This window comes from Massilia yuzhufengensis (assembly GCF_900112225.1).
In the GTDB taxonomy this organism is placed as follows: Bacteria; Pseudomonadota; Gammaproteobacteria; order Burkholderiales; family Burkholderiaceae_D; genus Telluria; species Telluria yuzhufengensis.
The window spans coordinates 15148-34623 of the sequence record NZ_FOLD01000045.1; the positions used below are offsets into that span (position 1 = coordinate 15148).

Genomic DNA, 19476 nt, shown 5'->3' on the forward strand with positions numbered 1-19476 from the left:
GATAAATGGCCCGTCTCCAAGATATTTACAAAGAAAAAGTCGTCGCTGAACTGACCGAGAAGTTCGGTTACAAGTCGGTGATGGAAGTGCCACGCCTGACCAAGATCACCCTGAACATGGGTCTGTCGGAAGCAGTCGCTGACAAGAAGATCATCGAGCACGCAACTGGCGACCTGACCAAGATCGCCGGCCAGAAGCCGGTCGTCACCAAGGCGCGCAAGGCAATCGCAGGTTTCAAGATCCGCGAAGGCTACCCGATTGGTACGATGGTGACCCTGCGCGGTAACCGCATGTACGAATTCCTGGATCGTTTCATCACCGTGGCCCTGCCGCGCGTGCGTGACTTCCGTGGCGTGAGCGGCAAATCGTTCGATGGTCGTGGCAACTACAACATCGGCGTCAAAGAGCAGATCATCTTCCCGGAAATCGATTACGACAAGATCGATGCGCTGCGTGGCATGAACATCTCGATCACCACGACCGCTAAGACCGACGAAGAAGCCAAAGCGCTGCTCGCCGCCTTCAAATTCCCGTTCAGGAACTAAGAGCATGGCAAAACTTGCACTGATTAACCGCGAACAGAAGCGTGCAGACCTGGTGGAGAAATTCGCCGCAAAGCGTGCAGCTCTGAAAGCGATCATCAACGACCAGTCGAAGTCGGAAGAAGAGCAATACGAAGCACGCCTGAAGCTGCAGGCACTGCCACGTAACTCGGCGCCGACCCGCCAGCGTAACCGCTGCGCCATCACCGGCCGTCCACGTGGCACTTTCCGTAAATTCGGTCTTGCCCGTACCAAAGTCCGCGAATTCGCCATGAAGGGCGAAATTCCTGGTATGACCAAAGCCAGCTGGTAATAGGAGAATAAGCAATGAGTATGAGCGATCCTATCGCCGATATGCTGACCCGCATTCGCAACGCACAAGGTGTACAGAAGACCACGGTCGCAATGCCGTCGTCGAAAGTCAAGGTTGCCATTGCCAACGTCCTGAAGGACGAGGGTTACATTGAAGATTTCGCCGTGTCCACCGAAGGTGGCAAGGCGGAACTGAAAATCGGTTTGAAGTATTACACCGGCCGTCCGGTCATCGAGCGCATCGAGCGCGTGTCCCGTCCTGGCCTGCGCGTCTACAAAGGCAAAGACGAGATCCCAACGGTCATGAATGGCCTGGGCGTGGCAATCGTCTCGACCCCACAGGGCGTGATGACTGATCGCAAAGCACGTGCTACCGGTGTCGGTGGCGAAGTGCTGTGCTACGTGGCTTAAGGAGTAGACATGTCTCGAGTAGCTAAGATGCCAATCGCCGTCCCTGCCGGTACCGATGTCGCGATCAACGCGTCGTCGATCACCGTCAAGGGCCCGCTGGGCACCCTGACCCAGGCCCTGAACGGCCAGGTCAAAGTAGAAAACAAAGATGGCACGCTGACTTTCGACGTGGTGGACGATTCCCGTGAATCGAACGCCATGTCGGGCACCCTGCGCGCCCTGGTCAACAACATGGTGACCGGCGTGACCAAGGGCTTCGAGAAGAAGCTGAACCTGGTCGGCGTGGGCTACAAGGCAGCAGTGCAGGGCAACGCCCTGAACCTGTCCCTGGGCTTCTCGCACCCGGTGCTGCACGCGATGCCGGAAGGCGTCACTGCTGTCACCCCGACCCCGACCGAAATCCTGATCAAGGGTATCGATCGTCAAAAGGTCGGCCAAGTGGCTGCCGAAGTGCGCGCTTACCGCTCGCCTGAGCCTTACAAAGGCAAGGGTGTCCGTTATTCGGACGAAGTGGTGAAGCTTAAAGAAACCAAGAAGAAATAATCGGAGCTGACATGGACAAGAAACAATCGCGTCTGCGTCGCGGACGTCAAACTCGCATCAAGATCGCCCAGCTTGGCGTGAACCGTCTGTCGGTTCACCGCACCAACCTGCACATCTATGCGAACCTGATCAGCCCGGACGCAAAGGTGCTGGTGTCGGCTTCGACGCTGGAAGCTGAAGTGCGTGCTGAACTGGCCGGCAAAACTGGTGTGGGCGGCAACGCTGCAGCAGCTGCCCTGGTTGGCAAGCGCGTCGCTGAAAAAGCACTGAAAGCAGGAATCACCGAAGTTGCGTTCGATCGCTCGGGTTTCCGTTACCACGGCCGTGTGAAGGCGCTGGCGGAAGCCGCGCGTGAAGCCGGTCTGAAGTTCTAAGGAAGAATCGTCATGGCAAAAATGCAAGCGAAAATGGCAAGCGACAAGCCGGATGATGGCATGCGCGAGAAAATGATCGCGATCAACCGCGTGACCAAAGTGGTCAAGGGTGGTCGTATCATGGGTTTTGCAGCGCTGACCGTTGTCGGTGACGGCGATGGCCGCATCGGCATGGGTAAAGGCAAGTCGAAGGAAGTTCCAGTCGGCGTGCAAAAAGCGATGGAAGAAGCCCGCCGCAACCTGATCAAGGTGCCCCTCAAGAACGGTACCCTGCACCACACCGTCACCGGTCGTCACGGCGCCTCGCGCGTCATGATGTCGCCAGCCAAGCCTGGTACCGGCGTCATCGCTGGTGGCGCAATGCGCGCTATCTTCGAGGTGATGGGCGTGACCGACGTGGTCGCCAAGTCGACCGGGTCGTCGAACCCGTACAACCTGGTTCGCGCAACCCTCGACGGCCTGTCGAAAATGAGCACTGCTTCCGACATCGCCGCCAAGCGCGGCAAGTCGGTTGAAGACATCCTGGGTTAAGGGGAAAAACATGGCAAACACCATTAAAGTTCAGCTCGTCAAGGGCCTGATCGGTACCCGTCAGGATCACCGTGCCACCGTGCGCGGCCTGGGTCTGCGTCGTGTCAACTCGGTTTCCGAGCTGCAGGACACCCCGTCCGTGCGTGGCATGATCAACAAAGTCTCGTACCTCGTGAAAGTTGTTTCGTAAGCCTCGGCTTGCGAACGGAGAAATCAATGGAACTCAATACCATTCAACCAGCTGACGGCGCCAAGCACTACAAGCGTCGCGTCGGCCGCGGTATCGGCTCCGGCCTGGGCAAGACTGCCGGTCGTGGTCACAAGGGTCAGAAATCGCGTTCGGGCGGCTTCCACAAAGTCGGCTTCGAAGGCGGCCAGATGCCTCTGCAGCGTCGTCTGCCGAAGCGTGGCTTCAAGTCGCTGAACGCGACTTTCAAGGCGGAAGTTCGCCTGTCGGACCTGAACAACCTGGCTGTCGGCGATGTCGACATCATGGTGCTCAAGCAGGCAGGTATCCTGTCGGTGCTGGCGCGCGACGTGCGCGTCATCCTGTCGGGCGAGGTCACCAAGGCGGTGAACCTCAAGGGCCTGAAGGTCTCGGCCGGCGCGAAAGCGGCGATCGAAGCAGCTGGCGGTTCGGTCGCTTAATTGCGACCCGCCTGATCGGAGCAAAAATTGGCGACTAATTCACAACTTGGTAAAAGCGCTGCTTCCGGCTTCCCGTGGGGCCGGCTGTGGTTTTTGCTTGGAGCATTGGTCGTATACCGCATCGGCGCTCATATCCCCGTTCCGGGGATTGATCCGGTGCAGCTGGCAGCGCTGTTCAAGCAGAACGAAGGCGGCATCCTGGGCATGTTCAACATGTTCTCGGGTGGCGCGTTGTCCCGCTTTACCGTGTTCGCCCTCGGCATCATGCCTTACATTTCGGCTTCGATCATCATGCAGCTCGCATCGATCGTGTCGCCGCAACTCGAGGCGCTGAAAAAAGAGGGCGAGTCCGGCCGCCGCAAGATCACCCAGTACACCCGTTACTTCACGGTGGCACTGGCGCTGTTCCAGGCGTTCGGCATCGCGGTTGCGCTCGAAGCGCAGCCTGGCCTCGTGCTCGATCCGGGCATGGGCTTCCGCTTCGTCACGGTGACGACGCTCCTGACCGGCACCATGTTCCTCATGTGGCTGGGCGAGCAAATCACCGAGCGTGGTCTTGGCAACGGTATTTCGATCATCATTTTTGCCGGTATCGCAGCAGGTCTGCCTTCGGCTCTGGGCGGCCTGGCCACCCTGATCTCGAATGGTTCGATCGGCAGCTTCTCCGCGATCCTGATCGTGGTGTTGGTGGCCGGTGTGACCTGGGGTGTGGTGTTCGTTGAACGCGGACAGCGCAAGATCCTGGTGAATTACGCGAAACGTCAGGTCGGCAACAAGATCTATGGTGGCCAAACCAGCCACCTGCCCTTGAAGCTGAACATGGCAGGCGTGATCCCACCGATCTTCGCTTCGTCGATCATCCTGTTCCCGGCGACGATCGTCGACTGGTTCACGCGCGGCAAGGATGCTTCGGGTCCCGTTATCGGGTTCCTGAAGGACCTCGCAGCGTCGATGGCACCAGGCGAGCCGATCCACGCGTTGCTGTATGCGGTGGCGATCGTGTTCTTCTGCTTCTTCTACACGGCGCTGGTATTTAACAGCAAGGAAACGGCGGACAACTTGAAGAAGAGTGGCGCGTTTGTACCGGGCATCCGTCCGGGCGAGCAGACCGCACGCTACATCGACAAGATCCTGATGCGCCTGACCCTGGCCGGCGCGGTCTACATCACCCTGGTGTGCCTGGTGCCGGAGTTTATGACTGCCCGCTGGAAGGTTCCCTTCTACTTCGGCGGTACGTCGCTCCTCATCGTTGTCGTCGTGACGATGGACTTCATGGCACAGGTGCAGAATTACGTCATGTCGCAACAATATGAATCACTGTTGCGGAAGGCGAACTTCAAGGGCGGTATTCCGTCGCGTTAAGCGGGAAAGCATAGAGCGAATGGCAAAAGACGACGTCATCCAAATGCAAGGGGAGATTCTCGAGAATCTCCCGAACGCAACATTTCGCGTGAAGCTGGAAAACGGGCACGTGGTACTGGGGCATATCTCGGGTAAAATGCGCATGAATTACATCCGCATTCTCCCGGGCGACAAGGTAACGGTGGAGTTGACTCCGTATGACCTGTCCCGGGCCCGCATTGTGTTCCGCACCAAGTAAAAATCATTAAAGTAAACGAACCGAAGAGAGTGCAAAATGAAAGTTAACGCTTCAGTCAAGCGGATCTGCCGCAACTGCAAGATCATCAAGCGCAAGGGCGTGGTCCGTGTGATCTGCGTCGAACCGCGTCACAAGCAGCGTCAAGGTTAAGAGGAATAACGAATGGCACGTATTGCAGGGGTTAACATCCCAAATCATCAGCACACTGTTATCGGCCTGACGGCGATCTACGGTGTTGGCCGTCCACGCTCGCAGAAGATTTGCGACGCGACTGGTATCGCGACCAACAAGAAGGTCAAGGACCTCGACGATAACGAACTCGAGAAGCTGCGTGACGAAGTCGCGAAGTTTGTCGTGGAAGGCGATCTGCGCCGCGAACTGTCCATGAACATCAAGCGTCTGATGGATCTGGGCTGCTACCGCGGCATGCGTCACCGTAAGGGTCTGCCAGTGCGCGGTCAACGTACCCGCACCAATGCTCGTACCCGTAAGGGCCCGCGCAAGGCCGCTCAATCGCTCAAGAAATAATCTAGGAACCGACCATGGCCAAGCAACAGAGCAGCGCAGCAGCAGCCCGCGTGCGCAAGAAAGTCAAGAAGAACGTTGCCGAGGGCATCGCCCACGTGCATGCGTCCTTCAACAACACGATCATCACGATCACCGATCGCCAGGGCAATGCCCTGTCGTGGGCAACCTCCGGCGGCGCCGGCTTCAAGGGTTCGCGCAAATCGACCCCGTTCGCAGCTCAGGTTGCTGCCGAAGCCGCAGGCAAGGTTGCTCAAGAGTCGGGCGTGAAGAACCTGGAAGTCCGTATCAAGGGCCCAGGTCCTGGTCGTGAATCGGCTGTCCGCGCACTGAACAACCTCGGTATCAAGATCACCGAGATCCAGGACGTGACGCCAGTTCCGCACAACGGCTGCCGTCCGCCGAAGCGTCGTCGTATCTAAAGCAGTCGGCAGCCCTCGGGCTGCTGGTTGTGGCGAAAAGCCGACGAACGGGGCCGCGTGCCCCGTTGTGTATTGCCCCATTAGCCGGTGCAGTGCCTAGAAATGGGTTATACTGCCCGGCTCTTGTCGCCTGTCGCATCTTGCGTGCAGGTGTTTTTAAGCCACGTCCGCTCGTTAACGGGTCGGACTAGCGCCTGGGTGCATGGCATCTCTGGGGCGTGATTAATTATTAAAGGTATCTAACGTGGCACGTTATATCGGACCAAAAGCAAAACTGTCGCGCCGTGAAGGCACTGACCTGTTCCTCAAGAGCGCACGCCGCTCGCTCGACTCGAAGTGCAAACTGGACATCAAGCCAGGCCAGCACGGCGTCAAGTCGGGTGCCCGCACCTCGGACTACGGCAACCAGCTGCGTGAAAAGCAGAAGGTCAAGCGCATGTACGGCATCCTGGAACGCCAGTTCCGCCGCTACTTCGCCGACGCATCGCGTAAAAAAGGCAACACCGGCGAAACCCTGCTGAAGCTGCTGGAAGCGCGTCTCGACAACGTCGCTTACCGCATGGGCTTCGGCTCGACCCGCGCTGAAGCGCGCCAGCTGGTGAGCCACAAGGCCTTCACCGTCAATGGCCAGGTCGTGAACATCGCTTCGTACCAGGTCAAGACCGGCGACGTGATCGCTGTTCGTGAAAAAGCCAAGAAGCAAGTGCGTATCGCTGAAGCCCTGTCGCTGGCTGAACAAGTCGGCATGCCGAGCTGGGTCTCGGTCGACAGCAAGAAGATGGAAGGCACCTTCCGTTCGTTCCCAGAACGTAACGAAATCGCTGCTGACGTCAACGAAGCGCTGATCGTCGAACTGTACTCGCGTTAATCGACTGCGACAGAGACGGCGTCAGCCGGCTCTTGGGCAGTCGTCCCGGCGAAGGCCGGGATCCAAGTTTCGCGGCTTAGTCGCAAACTTGGGTTCCGGCCTCCGCCGGAACGACGGTGGGGTAGTGCGAGCGCAGCAAGCCAGGCTTGGCCTCGCAACGAACACGCGATTCGCAAGAATCCACGTTCCTCCACACCGTCGTTCACCACATTCGCCTCACCGCCTGCTCGTCGAGCAGGCGCTTTATTATTAATGCCATCAGCCTTATCGGTGTAACGAACCGAGGGTATTGAAAAGGACATTTCATGCAAAACAGTCTGTTGAAGCCACGTATCATCGATGTCGAAGCAATTGGCCCTGGCCACGCAAAAGTCGTGATGGAGCCGTTCGAACGTGGTTATGGCCACACCCTGGGCAACGCACTGCGCCGCGTCCTGCTGTCGTCGATGATCGGCTACGCGCCGACCGAAGTCACCATCGCGGGTGTCGTGCACGAATACTCGTCGCTCGATGGCGTCCAGGAAGACGTCGTCGACCTGCTGCTGAACCTGAAGGGCGTGGTCTTCAAAGTCCACAACCGCGACTCCGTCACCCTGACCCTGAAGAAGGAAGGCGAAGGCGCCGTCCTGGCATCGGACATCGACCTGCCGCATGACGTCGAACTGATCAACCCGGATCACGTGATCGCCCACCTGACCGCCGGTGGCAAGCTGGACATGCAGATCAAGGTCGAGAAGGGCCGTGGCTACGTTCCTGGCAACGTGCGCCGCCTGTCGGAAGACACCAACAAGACCATCGGCCGCATCATCCTGGACGCGTCGTTCTCGCCAGTGCGCCGCGTGTCGTACGCAGTGGAATCGGCACGTGTCGAACAGCGTACCGACCTGGACAAGCTGATCATCAACATCGAGACCAACGGCGTCATCACCCCGGAAGAAGCGATCCGCCAGTCGGCCCGCGTCCTGGTGGACCAGCTGAACGTGTTCGCTGCCCTGGAAGGCACCGAAGCCGCCGCCGAAGTGCCATCGCGTGCTCCGCTGGTCGATCCGATCCTGCTGCGTCCAGTCGACGACCTCGAACTGACCGTGCGTTCGGCAAACTGCCTGAAAGCAGAAAACATCTACTACATCGGCGACCTGATCCAGCGTTCGGAAAACGAACTGCTCAAGACGCCAAACCTGGGCCGCAAGTCGCTCAACGAAATCAAGGAAGTCCTGGCTTCGCGCGGCCTGACCCTGGGCATGAAGCTGGAAAACTGGCCGCCTGCCGGCCTCGAAAAGTAAAGAATTCACCCGAAAGTACAAGCCTACTTTCGGGTGGGAGCAGCCAAAAAGGACTGGCAAAGCCAGATCCTTTTTGGATGATAAAAGCGTAGTAAATAAACCAATTGAACCGGTCCGCGGGCATGCTCAAACATGAACGATCGAAGAACTGGAACTTAAACACTCGAAAGGAATCACCATGCGTCACCGTCACGGCCTCCGTAAGCTGAACCGTACCTCGTCCCACCGCCTGGCAATGCTGCGCAACATGACCGTCTCCCTGCTGCGTCATGAAGCCATCAAGACCACCGTGCCAAAAGCGAAGGAACTGCGCCGCGTCATCGAGCCGATCCTGACCCTGGGCAAGACCGACACCCTGGCAAACAAGCGCCTGGCCTTCGCTCGCCTGCGCGACCGCGAAATGGTCCTGAAGCTGTTCGCTGAACTGGGCCCACGTTACGCCAACCGTAACGGCGGCTACCTGCGCATCCTGAAAATGGGTTTCCGCGTGGGCGACAACGCGCCAATGGCGTATGTCGAACTGCTGGACCGTCCAGAAGTCACCTCGGCTGACGACGCTCCGACCGCTGAGTAATCGCTTCTGCGATGACTGAAAAGAACCAGGCCTCGTGCCTGGTTTTTTTTCGCCCGTGCATCACGACCCCGTTGCACGGACTTGGGAAGGCCGGTGTACCATGCCGGTGCGCTGCAACTACTGACCTCACTCCATGCCCTTTTCGATCCGACGCTTCCACCGCGCCCTCGCGCACGCCTGTACGACGCTGTTCGCGGCGCTGCTGCTTTTGACCACCGGGGGCGCCCACGCCGCGGAAGAGTTCCTCGACCCTGCCATTGCCTTCCGCTTCGAGGCGCGCATGGCCGACCCGCAAACGGTCGAGCTGCGCTACCAGATCGCCGACGGCTACTACATGTACCGCGAGCGCTTCGCCTTCCGCGCGACCGGTGCGCAGCTTGGCGCTCCAGTGATCCCGCCCGGCAAGGTAAAGTACGACGCCACCTTCGAGAAGGATGTCGAGACCCACAAGGGCGAACTGGTGATCCGCATCCCGGTCGAGGGCAGCGGGCCATTTACCTTGATTGCGACCAGCCAGGGCTGCGCCGACGCGGGCCTGTGCTATCCGCCGCAGGAACACACGGCGTCGCTGTCCCCTGGCGGCGGCGCAGCCAGCCCGGCGCTGCCGATCGTCGCCAACGCACCCTCGTCGTCCTCGCCGGGGATGAACGCCGCCCCTTCCACGCCGGTACAGGCCCCTGCCGCCGCGCAGCCATCCGACCTGGCCGGCATCGCCGCCATCCTCGGCGGCGGCCGCCTGCTGGTGATCATTCCCGCCTTCGTCCTGCTCGGCCTGGGCCTGGCCTTCACGCCCTGCGTGCTGCCGATGGTGCCGATCCTGTCCTCGATCATCGTCGGCGAAGGGCAGGGCGTCTCGCGCATGCGCGGCCTGCTGCTGTCGGTGACCTATGCGCTGGGGATGGCGATCGTCTACACGGCGCTGGGTGTCGCTGCCGGCCTGGCGGGCGAAGGCCTGGCCGCTGCCCTGCAAAACCCGTGGGTGCTGGGCGCCTTTGCGTTGCTGATCGTCGCCATGGCGATGTCGATGTTCGGCTTCTATGAACTGCAGTTGCCGGCCGCGCTGCAGACGCGCCTGGCCGGCGCATCCGGCCGCCAGCGCGGCGGCAAGCTTGCCGGGGTATTCGCCATGGGCGCCATCTCGGCCCTGATCGTGGGCCCCTGCGTGGCCGCGCCGCTGGCTGGTGCGCTGGTCTACATCAGCCAGACCCGCGACGTGTTCATTGGCGGCGCGGCGCTGTTTGCAATGGCGGTGGGCATGAGCATTCCGCTGCTGCTGGTGGGCGTCTCGGCCGGCTCGCTGCTGCCGCGTGCGGGCGCCTGGATGGAATCGGTCAAGCGCCTGTTCGGCGTGCTGATGCTGGCGATGGCGCTGTGGCTGGTCTCGCCCGTGCTGCCGCCGGTGCTGCAGATGGTGGGCTGGGCCGCGCTGCTGCTCGGCTATGGCGCCTACCTCCTGCGCAAGCATCGCCACTGGGCGGCGATGGCGGCAGGCGGGGTGTTCGCGGTGCTCGGGGCGATGCAGCTGGTGGGCGCGGCCAGCGGAGGACGCGACGCGCTGGCGCCGCTGGCCCACCTGACCGGTGGGGCCCACCGAGAGCTGGCGTTCAAGCGCATCAAGACGGTGGAGGACCTCGACCGCGAGCTGGCCAATAGCGGCGGCAAGACGGTGATGCTGGACTTCTATGCGGACTGGTGCGTGTCGTGCAAGGAAATGGAGAAGCTGACCTTCGTCGATCCGGCGGTGCAGGCCAAGCTGGCCGATACGGTGCTGCTGCAGGTCGATGTGACGGCCAACGATGCGGCGGACAAGGCGATGCTGAAACGGTTCGGGCTGTTCGGGCCGCCGGGAATCATCCTGTTCGATCGCAGCGGGAAAGAGATCGAGGACAGCCGCGTGATCGGCTACCAGGATCCGTCGAAATTCCTGCGCTCGCTGGCCAAGCTGCCGTGAGTTGAATCGAAAAAAAGGCGCCCGCGGGCGCCTTTGTCACGTCAAGAACCGATCAGCCGCGCATCATGCCGTGGCCGCCATGATGGCGCCCACCGCGACGCCCCTGCTTTTGCTCGTCGAACACCTTGCGCTGTTCCGGCGTGAGGGCCGCATACAGGCTGTTCAGGGCCGACAGGCGTGCTTCCATGCGGGCGGTGCGCTGTTTCTGCATGGCGATGCGGCGTTCCAGGCGCTGCGGCGCGGTGAGGGCGGCGCGCTGCTCCTTGTCCAGGCGCTGGCCGGCGCGATCGCCGCGTTGCGGCGGCGTCATGCTGGCGACGAAGGCCTGCCACACCGGCTGCTGGGCCGGGGTCAGCTTCAGCGCTTCCTGCAGTCTGGCCTGGCTGGCCGCCTGGCGTTCCATGCGCTTGGCCTTGAACTCGGCCATTTTCGCCTGGCGCTGTTCCGGGCTCAGGGCGGCGAATTCGGCGCGCTTGGCCTGGCGCTGTTCCTTGCTCATGGCGTGGCCGTGGCGGCCTTCCGCCGGGCCCTGGTTCTGGGCCTGAACGCCGATCGAGGCGCCTGCGATACCGAATGCGGCCAGCACGACAACAATGTTCTTGCGGAGGGTGTTCATGGTCTATCCTTGTGTAAGAGTCGGTTGGGTGTGCACTTCGCATCCGGACTGCTCGCTGCACGGTTCCCATCATGGGCAGAAACTGTAACCGTGGGATTTCCCCTGTGCGATACTTTGTATCAATATGTTTCGCGCGTATCGGCTTATACATGCCGATACAAAACGCCTGTCCATGCCCCTCCCAGATACGGATAATTGCGCTTATGGACAATCCCACTACGATTTTGATCGTCGATGACGACCGCGATATCCGCAGCCTGCTCGCCGATTACCTCGAATCGAACGGCTACCGCACGCTGGCGGCCGCCGACGGCACCGGCATGTGGAAGGCGCTCGACGATGCGCGCCCCGACCTGATCGTGCTCGACCTTAACATGCCGGGCGACGACGGCCTGACCCTGTGCCGCAAGCTGCGCGCCACCTCCAGCCTGCCGGTCATCATGCTGACCGCCCGCAACGAGCCGCTCGACCGCATCCTGGGCCTGGAAATGGGCGCCGACGACTACCTGCCGAAGCCCTTCGAGCCGCGCGAGCTGCTGGCGCGCATCCGCAGCGTGCTGCGCCGCTCGCATGCGATGCCGTCCAACACGCCGTCCGAGAACGTGCAGCAGATGCGTTTCTCGGGCTGGACCCTGGACCTGACCGCGCGCCACCTGCTCAACCCGCAAGGCGTGGTGATCATGCTGTCGGGCGCCGAGTTCCGCCTGCTGCGCGTGTTCCTGGAGCACCCGAACCGCGTGCTCAACCGCGACCAGCTGCTCAACCTCACCCAGGGCCGCGACGCCGACCCGTTCGACCGCTCGATCGACATCCAGATCAGCCGCCTGCGCCAGAAGCTGGGCGAAGACGCGCGCATGCCGCAGATCATCAAGACCGTGCGCAACGGCGGCTACGTGCTGGCCGGCCAGGTCACCGTGGAGCCGCCGGCGTGAAGGCTTTCCTTGGTTCGATGACCGGCCGCGTGTTCATCACCCTGCTGCTCGGCATCCTGATCTCGGCCACGCTGACTCAGCTGGCGGCCGACCTCGAGCGCCAGCGCGTCATCGAACAGCAGCGCGACCAGCACCTGCTGGAACGCGCCGAACAACTGGTGATGGCGACCGAGATCGTGCCGACCTCGGCCCGTTCGGTCTACCTGTCGGTGGCCAACCGTCCCGGCCTGCGCCTGGAAGTGGCGGCGCCCCAGCAGCTGGCCAGCGCCGCGAGCTGGTTCGCGCGATCGCTGGCGGCGCGCCTGGGCGACGGCTACAGCATCACCTCGGCGGCCACGCGCCCGGCCTCGTGCGACATGCCGCACCAACAGACCGTGCTCTACGGCCTGATCCGCACCCAGTGGCGCGGCGCCTGCGAATTGCTCAACGTGCGCCTGCGCGACGGCCAGGAGCTGCGCCTGTCGGTGCTGCCGCCGCGCTCGGCCTTCACCGGCCCGGAGACCGACTACCGCACCGTGATCGGCCTGTTCCTGGTGAGCATCGGCGCGCTCGCCTATGTGGTGGCGCGCATGACGACGCGCCCGCTCAAGGTGCTGGCGCGCGCCGCCCAGGACCTGGGCCAGGACATCAACCGCGCGCCGCTCGCCCTCAGTGGCGCGAGCGAAATCCGCCAGGCCAGTGCCGCCTTCAATGCGATGCAGGCGCGCATCCGCCAGTACATCTTCCAGCGCACGCAAATGCTGGCGGCGATCACGCATGACCTGCAGACGCCGCTGACCCGCATGCGCCTGCGCCTGGAAAAGGTATCCGATATCGAACTGCAGGAACGCCTGATCGGCGACCTGTCGGCAATGCAGGAAATGGTGCGCGAAGGCCTGGTGCTGGCGCGCAGCATGGACACCACCGAGAACATGCACATGCTCGACCTCGATTCGCTGCTCGAAGCCGTGTGCGCCGACGCGGTCGATGCCGGCCAGCAGGTGGAGCTCAAGGGCCAGGCCGGCCTGGCCCTGCTGGGCCGTCCGCTCGACCTGCGCCGCTGCCTGGGCAACCTGATCGACAACGCCGTGAAGTATGGCCGCGACGCGCGCGTCTGCGTCGACCGCATAAACGGCGCGGCGCGCGTGCGCGTGCGCGACAGTGGCCCCGGTATCCCGGCGGGCGAACTGGCGCGCGTGTTCGACCCCTTCTACCGGGTCGAGACCTCGCGCTCGCGCGAGTCGGGCGGCACCGGCCTGGGCCTGACGATTGCCCGCAACATCGCCGAACAGCATGGCGGCAGCATCGCGCTGGCCAACCACCCGGAAGGGGGGCTGGAAGTGACGCTGGTGCTGCCGGAGTACTACCCGAACAAGTAATAAACCTGAAACATCGGTGTGCGAAAATATTGCGCCGCTTTTGCGCGCCTGCTTCGCGCAACAAACAACTACGGAAGAGCCGCCGGGACTGGCGGCAAGGGACGACTATGAAGAAGAAGAATGTGGGAATCATCGCCGCCGTCGTGGCGCTTGCCGTGGCGGGCGCCTGGTACATGAACAAGGGCGAGGGCGCGCACGCGGAAGGCAATGGTGGCCCGGGCGGCAAGGGCGGGCAGCCGCCGACCACCGTCAACGTGGTCGCGCCGACCCGCCAGGATGTCGGCGTCGAGCTGACCGCCAACGGCACCGTGACGCCGGTGCGCACCGTCGACCTGCATCCGCAGACCACCGCCACCATCCGCCAGGTGCACATTCGCGAAGGCCAGTTCGTCAAGGAAGGGCAGCTGCTGTTCTCGCTCGACGACCGCGCCGACCGCGCCAACGTGGCCCGCGCCGAAGCGCAAGTGGCGCAGAACCGTGCGACCCTGGCCGACCTCGAGCGCCAGTACAAGCGCAGCCAGGACCTGGCCGCCCAGAACTTTATCGCCAAGAGCGCCGTCGACTCGCTCAAGAGCCAGGTCGATGCGGCCAAAGCCGCCGTCCAGAGCAATGCCGCGGCCGCACGCGCAAGCCAGGTCAGCGCCAGCTACACCACCATCCGCGCCCCGATGTCGGGCCGGGTCGGCGCCATCGACGTCCATCCGGGCGCGCTGGTGCAGCCAACCACCTCGCTGACCACGGTCACCCAGCTCGACCCGATCGACGTCTCGTTCAACCTGCCGGAATCGGCGCTCGGCTCCCTGCTGGCGGCCCAGCGCGCCGGCAAGGTCGCGGTCCAGGCCACGTCGGGCGCCGACGCCAAGCCGGTCACGGGCGAGCTGAAGTTCGTGGACAACGCGGTCGATCCGGCCGCCGGCACCATCCGTGTGAAAGCCCAGTTCGGCAACAGCGCGACCGCGCTCTGGCCGGGCCAGTACGTGAACACCCGCGTCACCGTGCAGACCCTGCGCGACGCCGTCGTGATCCCGCAAAACGCCATCATCACCGGCACCGCCGGCACCTTCGTCTACGTGGTGGGCGAGGGCAACGAAGCGCGCCAGGTCAAGGTGGCGCGCCTGCACGGGTTTGGCGAGTATGCTGCCGTGACCGGCCTTGCCGGTACCGAAAAAGTCATCACCGAAGGCAAGCAGAACCTGCGTCCGGGCGGCAAGGTCCGCTTGGCCGGCGCCAAGCCGCAAGGCGCGGCCGGCGCGCCGGCCGCCGCTGCGGCGCAGGGGAAGAAGGGTGACAAGGCATGAACCTGTCCGAACTGTGTATCCGCCGTCCGGTGATGGTGGTGCTGCTGTCGCTGGCCCTGGTCCTGGTCGGCGTGCTGGCCTACATGCACATCCCGGTCGCGGCGCTGCCGAGCTATAACACGCCGGTCATCAACGTCAATGCCAACCTGGCCGGCGCCAGCCCGGACAACATGGCCTCGTCGGTCGCGCTGCCGCTGGAAAAGCAGTTCGCGACCATCGCCGGCATCAAGATGATCAGCTCCACCAGCACCCAGGGCAATACCTCGCTCACGCTGGAGTTCGACGAATCGATCGACGTCAACCAGGCCGCCGTCGACGTGCAGGCCGCGCTGCTGCAGGTCCAGCGCCAGCTGCCGCAGGAAATGACCGACCTGCCGTCCTACCGCAAGATCAACCCGGCCGACGCGCCGGTGCTGTTCATGCACATGACCTCGCCGTCGATGGACTTGTCGGAGCTCAACGACTACGCGGAAAACCTCGTGTCGCCCGCAATCTCGACCTTGCCGGGCGTGGCCCAGGTGACGGTCAATGGCGGCAAGCGCTTCGCGGTGCGGGTGCGCGCCCAGCATGACCTCATGAATGCGCGCAACATCTCGATGTCCGAGCTGGCCACCGCGCTGCGCTCGGCCAATTCGATCACCCCGCTGGGCATCCTGGACGGCCCCAGCCAGACCCTGACCATCCAGGGCGGCGGCCAGCTGATGCGCGCCACCGACTTCGCCGGCCTGATCGTCGCTACCCGCGACGGCCAGCCGGTGCGCCTGCGCGACATCGCGCAGGTCGAGGACAGCTACCAGTCGGTCAAGGCCACGGGCAGCCTGAACGGCGAGCGCTCGATCGTGCTGATGCTGCAGCGCCAGCCCAACGCCAACACCGTGCAGGTGGTCGATTCGGTGCGCGCGCTGATGCCACGCTTTGAAGAACAACTGCCGCAGTCGATCAAGATCCACCTGGTGAGCGACCGCTCGGTGTCGATCCGCGAAGCGATCCACGACGTCAACCTCACGCTGGCCGGCACCGTTGTGCTGGTCATCCTGGTGATCTTCCTGTTCCTGCACCGCCTGACCGCCACCCTGATCCCGGCCGTCACGGTGCCGATCTCGCTGCTGGGCGCGCTGTCCCTGCTCTACGCGCTCGGCTATAGCCTGGACAATATTTCGCTGCTCGGCATCACGCTGGCGGTCGGCCTGGTGGTCGACGATGCCATCGTGGTGCTGGAAAACATCGTGCGCCACATGGAAATGGGCAAGAAGCCGATGGCGGCCGCACTCATCGGTTCGCGCGAGATGGGCTTCACCATCATCTCGATTTCGATCTCGCTGGTGGCGGTGTTCATCCCGATCTTCTTCATGCCGGGCGTGATCGGCCTGCTGTTCCGCGAATTCGCCGTGATCGTCGGCCTGGCGGTGCTGGTCTCGGCCGTGGTATCGCTGACCCTGGTGCCGATGCTGTGCTCGCGCCTGATCAAGCACGGCGGCCATGTCGACCCCAAGGAAATGTCCTGGGTCGGCCGCCGCTTCGAGGCAATGTTCACCAACGTGCGCGACGGCTACGCCCGCACCCTCGACGTGGCGCTGCGCCACCGCTTCCTGGTGCTGATGCTGGCGCTGGGCACCTTCGTGCTGACCGCGGTGCTGTACTCGGCCATGCCGAAGGGTTTCTTCCCTGAAGAAGATATCGGCCAGGTCCGCGTCACCGTCGAGGCCTCGGAAGACACCTCGTCGGTCGCCCTGCAGAAGCTGCAGGCCCAGGTGCTGGACATCATGCGCGCCAGCCCCTACGTCCAGGACGTGACCTCGTTCACCGGCGGCGGCAATACCGGCCGCATGTTCATGGTGCTCAAGCCGCGCAGCGAGCGCCCGCCGATGCCGCAGGTGGTGGACGAACTGCGCAAGGCCACGCGCGGCGTGGCCGGCGTGCAGGTGTTCCTGGCGCCGCTGCAGAACCTGCAGCTGGGCGGTCGCCAGAGCAAGAGCCGCTACCAGTACACGCTGCAGAGCGTCTCCGGCGGCGACATCGGCGGCTGGTCCGAGCAATTCCTCAATCGCATGCGCGCCGACCAGCGCTTCCGCGACGTCACCAGCGATTCGCAGAACAAGGCCCTGCAGGCCACCATCGATATCGACCGCGACAAGGCCGCGCTGATGGGCGTGGAAATGGCCGACATCCGCACCGTGCTGTACGCTTCGTTCGGCGAGCGCCAGGTCTCGACCATCTATTCGACCGCGGCCAGCTACTACGTGATCCTGGAAGCGGCGGCCGCCGACCGCTACTACGACGAAGCGCTGTCGCGGGTGTCGGTGCGGGCCAAGTCCGGCGACCTGGTCAAGCTGTCGAGCTTCGCCACCGTCAAGCGCACGGTCGGCCCGCTGGCGGTGAATCACCAGGGCCAGCTGCAGGCGATCACGCTGTCCTTCAACCTGGCCCCTGGCGTGCCGCTGGGCGACGCCACCGCCGCGATCGAGCAGATGGGCCGCGACATGAAGTTGCCGGCCTCGATCATCACCAACTACGGCGGCGACGCCGCGGTGTTCAAGGACACCCAGTCGAGCCAGCTGATCCTGATCATCGCGGCGATCGGCGTGATCTATGTGCTGCTCGGCGTGCTGTATGAGAGCTATATCCACCCGCTGACCATCCTGGCCGGCCTGCCATCGGCGGCGGTCGGGGCGCTGCTGACCTTGTGGCTGTTCGACATGGACCTGACGCTCATTGCCATGATCGGCATCCTGATGCTGATCGGTATCGTGAAGAAGAACGCCATCATGATGATCGACTTCGCGCTCGACGCCCAGCGCAGCAAGGGCATGAGCCCGCAGGACGCGATCCGCGAAGCCTGCATCCTGCGCTTCCGCCCGATCCTGATGACGACGCTGGCGGCGATGATGGGCGCGCTGCCGATCGCGCTGGGCATCGGCGCCGGCGCCGAGCTGCGCCAGCCGCTCGGCCTGGCCGTCGTTGGCGGCCTGATCTTCTCGCAGGTCATCACGCTCTACATCACCCCGGTGATCTACCTGTACCTCGACAAGTACAGCGGCACCGGCCCGATGACGGACAAGCACCTGGCCAAGCTGGAAGCGACGCATTGACGGGACGGCAGGCGGACTCCATGCCGCCTGCCTGAAACATCTTGTAACATCGTTCAAGCTGTCATTTCGCTAAGCTCTGTTGCGCACATGTACTCCCTTTAAGGGCTTCCAAAGTGCGCCGCCGCCGCAAAACGGTTAGACTGCGGCTCTCATGCAGTATTGATAGACGCCGATCCAGGAACCCGTTCGACCTTGCGTGACCATTCCCACATCTACGACGATCACAGCGACGTCTGTGCCCATTGCGGCCAGGCGCTGCCTGGGCGCGCCGTACTCACCTATGGGCGCCAGGGACCGAACCGCCCGGCGCTGGCCGCCGCCATCCTGCTGCACCTGCTGCTGGTAGCGATCTGGCTGTTCCAGCCCGACAAGGACGAGAAGCAGGCCAAGCCGGCGTCCGGCGACGAGGGCCAGGTGGTCTACGTCGCCCCGCTGCAACAAAAACCGAAAGCCGCGCCGCGCGAAGAAGCGCCGAAACCGGTGCCCAAGCCCAGCAAGCCGGTGCCGCGCCCGATCCAGGAACGCATCGAGATCGCGCGCCTGCCCGACACCATTACCACCCCGCCGGAAGAGCCGGTGAAGGAAGCCAAGCCGCAGGAGAAGTTCGACCAGGAGCAGCCGGTCGACATGCAGGCCTTCATCGAAGCGCGCCGCCGCCAGCGCGGCGCGACCACCAGCGACGCCCCGGCCGGCGAGGAAAGCGAAGCATCGAAGGGCCTGCGCAACGCCCGCGCCAACATCGCCGCCATCAACGGCCGCGGCCGCGAAGACCGCAATGAGAGCGGCGGCGTGTTCTCGATTTCGAACAAGACCTTCCACAGCATGGACCTGAAGTTCCGCGGCTGGAACCCGAACTTCCAGCGCCGCTGGCTGACGTCGGTGACGGTGGAGCAGGGGAGCGAACCGGATATCGAGATTGCGGTGGTCAAGAAGATGATCGAGCTGATCCGCAAGGAAAAGACCGGCGATTTCGAATGGGATTCGCACCGGCTGGGACGGATCGTCAAGCTCAGTGCGAGGCCGCAGGATACGGATGCGCTGATGACGTTCTTGTTCAAAGAGATGTTCGCGGAGTATAAGCCGCCGCCGCAGTGGCGGTGAGTCAGCGGCTGCTCATGCAAAATTGGGTCCCGGCCTGCGCCGGGACGACGGATCTATGCGCGGTGGTACTAACACTTTCACAACTGACCTAAGAACCGTCGCTCCGGCGCAGGCCGGAGCCTAATTTTGTGTGTAGACCGCTAACTCAAATAAAAAACGGTGCCCACGGCACTAATGCCGTTCAGTTAAGGTAGTTTCTTGACCTTCCTGACGGCATAGCGCTTCGGCGTTGCCTTGACGGCCCGGTCGCATTTGCGGCCGGGCCGTTCGTCTTTCAGAAGGCTAACCAGCCTTTCTCGCAAGTGTTTCATCGAGGCTGGCAATTTTCCGTACGACCTAGTGACGCCCGCCCAATGCAGTTCGAACTGGATCAGGTGGAAAGCACGAATGAAGCTCACCTCGGTCGGCTCGCACTTGACCGCCAGCGCGGCCTTGGCGATTTCAAGGCGGATTAGGTTGTAGGCAATGAGCGTACCCCAGATTTCCTGATATACCCCA

General features: G+C 62.9%; 23 protein-coding genes and 1 pseudogene. 22 read left to right on the top strand and 2 right to left on the bottom strand.

The genetic code is table 11. The features are described 5' to 3' along the window. Nucleotides 1-5: 5 nt before the first annotated feature. The 17 genes from rplE (at nt 6) to dsbD (ending at nt 10584) form a co-directional block, all read left to right on the top strand. Entirely contained in the window at nt 6-545 is a 540-nt protein-coding gene (gene rplE, locus BM031_RS23645; RefSeq protein WP_091877213.1) for a 50S ribosomal protein L5, read from the top strand. A gap of 4 nt (nt 546-549) precedes the next feature. Continuing rightward, nucleotides 550-855 (top strand): 30S ribosomal protein S14, encoded by a 306-nt coding sequence (rpsN, locus tag BM031_RS23650; RefSeq protein WP_091877215.1) that lies wholly within the window; start codon nt 550-552, stop codon nt 853-855. A gap of 14 nt (nt 856-869) precedes the next feature. Then, nucleotides 870-1265: a 30S ribosomal protein S8 gene (gene rpsH / locus BM031_RS23655; RefSeq protein ID WP_091877217.1), complete on the top strand. Its 396-nt coding sequence runs from the start codon at nt 870-872 to the stop codon at nt 1263-1265. Between the two features lie 9 nt (nt 1266-1274). After that, nucleotides 1275-1808, top strand: coding sequence for a 50S ribosomal protein L6 (rplF, locus tag BM031_RS23660; RefSeq protein WP_091877219.1), 534 nt, complete (start codon nt 1275-1277; stop codon nt 1806-1808). Nucleotides 1809-1819: 11 nt separating this feature from the next. After that, complete coding sequence (gene rplR / locus BM031_RS23665; RefSeq protein ID WP_091877221.1) at nt 1820-2182, top strand: 50S ribosomal protein L18; 363 nt, start codon at nt 1820-1822, stop codon at nt 2180-2182. Between the two features lie 12 nt (nt 2183-2194). Then, nucleotides 2195-2713 (top strand): 30S ribosomal protein S5, encoded by a 519-nt coding sequence (rpsE, locus tag BM031_RS23670; protein WP_036208946.1) that lies wholly within the window; start codon nt 2195-2197, stop codon nt 2711-2713. 10 nt (nt 2714-2723) lie between these two features. Then, nucleotides 2724-2903 carry a 50S ribosomal protein L30 gene (gene rpmD, locus BM031_RS23675; protein WP_007875342.1) on the top strand — a complete coding sequence of 60 codons (180 nt, stop codon included), beginning with the start codon at nt 2724-2726 and terminating at the stop codon, nt 2901-2903. Nucleotides 2904-2929: 26 nt separating this feature from the next. Further along, nucleotides 2930-3361, top strand: a complete 432-nt coding sequence (gene rplO / locus BM031_RS23680; protein WP_091877223.1) for a 50S ribosomal protein L15 — start codon at nt 2930-2932, stop codon at nt 3359-3361. Between the two features lie 27 nt (nt 3362-3388). Beyond that, nucleotides 3389-4723, top strand: a complete 1335-nt coding sequence (gene secY / locus BM031_RS23685; protein ID WP_091877225.1) for a preprotein translocase subunit SecY — start codon at nt 3389-3391, stop codon at nt 4721-4723. Nucleotides 4724-4742: 19 nt separating this feature from the next. Further along, a complete protein-coding gene (gene infA, locus BM031_RS23690; protein WP_005663428.1) occupies nt 4743-4961 on the top strand; it encodes a translation initiation factor IF-1 in 219 nt (72 codons plus the stop codon). Nucleotides 4962-4997: 36 nt separating this feature from the next. Then, nucleotides 4998-5111: a 50S ribosomal protein L36 gene (rpmJ, locus tag BM031_RS23695; RefSeq protein WP_005663407.1), complete on the top strand. Its 114-nt coding sequence runs from the start codon at nt 4998-5000 to the stop codon at nt 5109-5111. A 12-nt stretch (nt 5112-5123) separates the two neighbouring features. Continuing rightward, entirely contained in the window at nt 5124-5489 is a 366-nt protein-coding gene (rpsM, locus tag BM031_RS23700) for a 30S ribosomal protein S13 (RefSeq protein WP_056337616.1), read from the top strand. A gap of 14 nt (nt 5490-5503) precedes the next feature. Next, nucleotides 5504-5908: a 30S ribosomal protein S11 gene (gene rpsK / locus BM031_RS23705; RefSeq protein WP_005663404.1), complete on the top strand. Its 405-nt coding sequence runs from the start codon at nt 5504-5506 to the stop codon at nt 5906-5908. A gap of 244 nt (nt 5909-6152) precedes the next feature. Next, nucleotides 6153-6776: a 30S ribosomal protein S4 gene (gene rpsD / locus BM031_RS23710; RefSeq protein ID WP_091877227.1), complete on the top strand. Its 624-nt coding sequence runs from the start codon at nt 6153-6155 to the stop codon at nt 6774-6776. Nucleotides 6777-7081: 305 nt separating this feature from the next. Next, the gene (locus tag BM031_RS23715) at nt 7082-8059 is read left to right on the top strand and encodes a DNA-directed RNA polymerase subunit alpha (protein ID WP_091877229.1); all 978 of its coding nucleotides are present in this window, start codon (nt 7082-7084) and stop codon (nt 8057-8059) included. A gap of 178 nt (nt 8060-8237) precedes the next feature. Next, the gene (rplQ, locus tag BM031_RS23720) at nt 8238-8633 is read left to right on the top strand and encodes a 50S ribosomal protein L17 (protein WP_091877231.1); all 396 of its coding nucleotides are present in this window, start codon (nt 8238-8240) and stop codon (nt 8631-8633) included. A 133-nt stretch (nt 8634-8766) separates the two neighbouring features. Next, a complete protein-coding gene (gene dsbD / locus BM031_RS23725; protein WP_091877233.1) occupies nt 8767-10584 on the top strand; it encodes a protein-disulfide reductase DsbD in 1818 nt (605 codons plus the stop codon). Nucleotides 10585-10636: 52 nt separating this feature from the next. Here the strand turns inward: dsbD and BM031_RS23730 are convergent, their stop codons facing one another. Then, complete coding sequence (locus BM031_RS23730; protein ID WP_091877235.1) at nt 10637-11200, bottom strand: Spy/CpxP family protein refolding chaperone; 564 nt, start codon at nt 11198-11200, stop codon at nt 10637-10639. Between the two features lie 203 nt (nt 11201-11403). Between BM031_RS23730 and BM031_RS23735 the strand changes: the two genes are divergently transcribed. The 5 genes from BM031_RS23735 (at nt 11404) to BM031_RS23755 (ending at nt 18978) form a co-directional block, all read left to right on the top strand. Beyond that, nucleotides 11404-12132, top strand: coding sequence for a response regulator (locus BM031_RS23735; RefSeq protein ID WP_091877237.1), 729 nt, complete (start codon nt 11404-11406; stop codon nt 12130-12132). Continuing rightward, nucleotides 12129-13490, top strand: a complete 1362-nt coding sequence (locus BM031_RS23740) for an ATP-binding protein (RefSeq protein ID WP_091877239.1) — start codon at nt 12129-12131, stop codon at nt 13488-13490. The genes BM031_RS23735 and BM031_RS23740 overlap by 4 nt, the downstream gene beginning before the upstream one ends. 107 nt (nt 13491-13597) lie before the next feature. Beyond that, a complete protein-coding gene (locus BM031_RS23745; RefSeq protein ID WP_091877241.1) occupies nt 13598-14788 on the top strand; it encodes an efflux RND transporter periplasmic adaptor subunit in 1191 nt (396 codons plus the stop codon). Then, nucleotides 14785-17877: an efflux RND transporter permease subunit gene (locus BM031_RS23750; protein ID WP_091877242.1), complete on the top strand. Its 3093-nt coding sequence runs from the start codon at nt 14785-14787 to the stop codon at nt 17875-17877. The genes BM031_RS23745 and BM031_RS23750 overlap by 4 nt, the downstream gene beginning before the upstream one ends. A gap of 192 nt (nt 17878-18069) precedes the next feature. Beyond that, nucleotides 18070-18978: a hypothetical protein gene (locus BM031_RS23755; protein WP_091877244.1), complete on the top strand. Its 909-nt coding sequence runs from the start codon at nt 18070-18072 to the stop codon at nt 18976-18978. A 185-nt stretch (nt 18979-19163) separates the two neighbouring features. On the opposite strand, the pseudogene BM031_RS23760 reads toward BM031_RS23755, so the two are convergent. Continuing rightward, nucleotides 19164-19476, bottom strand: a pseudogene (locus BM031_RS23760) (IS4 family transposase); the annotation flags it as partial.

Coding starts and splice junctions, on each gene's coding strand:
- rplE (WP_091877213.1), top strand. CDS start 6: ATGGCCCGTCTCCAAGATATTTACAAAGAAAAAGTCGTCGCTGAACTG.
- rpsN (WP_091877215.1), top strand. CDS start 550: ATGGCAAAACTTGCACTGATTAACCGCGAACAGAAGCGTGCAGACCTG.
- rpsH (WP_091877217.1), top strand. CDS start 870: ATGAGTATGAGCGATCCTATCGCCGATATGCTGACCCGCATTCGCAAC.
- rplF (WP_091877219.1), top strand. CDS start 1,275: ATGTCTCGAGTAGCTAAGATGCCAATCGCCGTCCCTGCCGGTACCGAT.
- rplR (WP_091877221.1), top strand. CDS start 1,820: ATGGACAAGAAACAATCGCGTCTGCGTCGCGGACGTCAAACTCGCATC.
- rpsE (WP_036208946.1), top strand. CDS start 2,195: ATGGCAAAAATGCAAGCGAAAATGGCAAGCGACAAGCCGGATGATGGC.
- rpmD (WP_007875342.1), top strand. CDS start 2,724: ATGGCAAACACCATTAAAGTTCAGCTCGTCAAGGGCCTGATCGGTACC.
- rplO (WP_091877223.1), top strand. CDS start 2,930: ATGGAACTCAATACCATTCAACCAGCTGACGGCGCCAAGCACTACAAG.
- infA (WP_005663428.1), top strand. CDS start 4,743: ATGGCAAAAGACGACGTCATCCAAATGCAAGGGGAGATTCTCGAGAAT.
- rpmJ (WP_005663407.1), top strand. CDS start 4,998: ATGAAAGTTAACGCTTCAGTCAAGCGGATCTGCCGCAACTGCAAGATC.
- rpsM (WP_056337616.1), top strand. CDS start 5,124: ATGGCACGTATTGCAGGGGTTAACATCCCAAATCATCAGCACACTGTT.
- rpsK (WP_005663404.1), top strand. CDS start 5,504: ATGGCCAAGCAACAGAGCAGCGCAGCAGCAGCCCGCGTGCGCAAGAAA.
- BM031_RS23715 (WP_091877229.1), top strand. CDS start 7,082: ATGCAAAACAGTCTGTTGAAGCCACGTATCATCGATGTCGAAGCAATT.
- rplQ (WP_091877231.1), top strand. CDS start 8,238: ATGCGTCACCGTCACGGCCTCCGTAAGCTGAACCGTACCTCGTCCCAC.
- dsbD (WP_091877233.1), top strand. CDS start 8,767: ATGCCCTTTTCGATCCGACGCTTCCACCGCGCCCTCGCGCACGCCTGT.
- BM031_RS23730 (WP_091877235.1), bottom strand. CDS start 11,200: ATGAACACCCTCCGCAAGAACATTGTTGTCGTGCTGGCCGCATTCGGT.
- BM031_RS23735 (WP_091877237.1), top strand. CDS start 11,404: ATGGACAATCCCACTACGATTTTGATCGTCGATGACGACCGCGATATC.
- BM031_RS23745 (WP_091877241.1), top strand. CDS start 13,598: ATGAAGAAGAAGAATGTGGGAATCATCGCCGCCGTCGTGGCGCTTGCC.
- BM031_RS23750 (WP_091877242.1), top strand. CDS start 14,785: ATGAACCTGTCCGAACTGTGTATCCGCCGTCCGGTGATGGTGGTGCTG.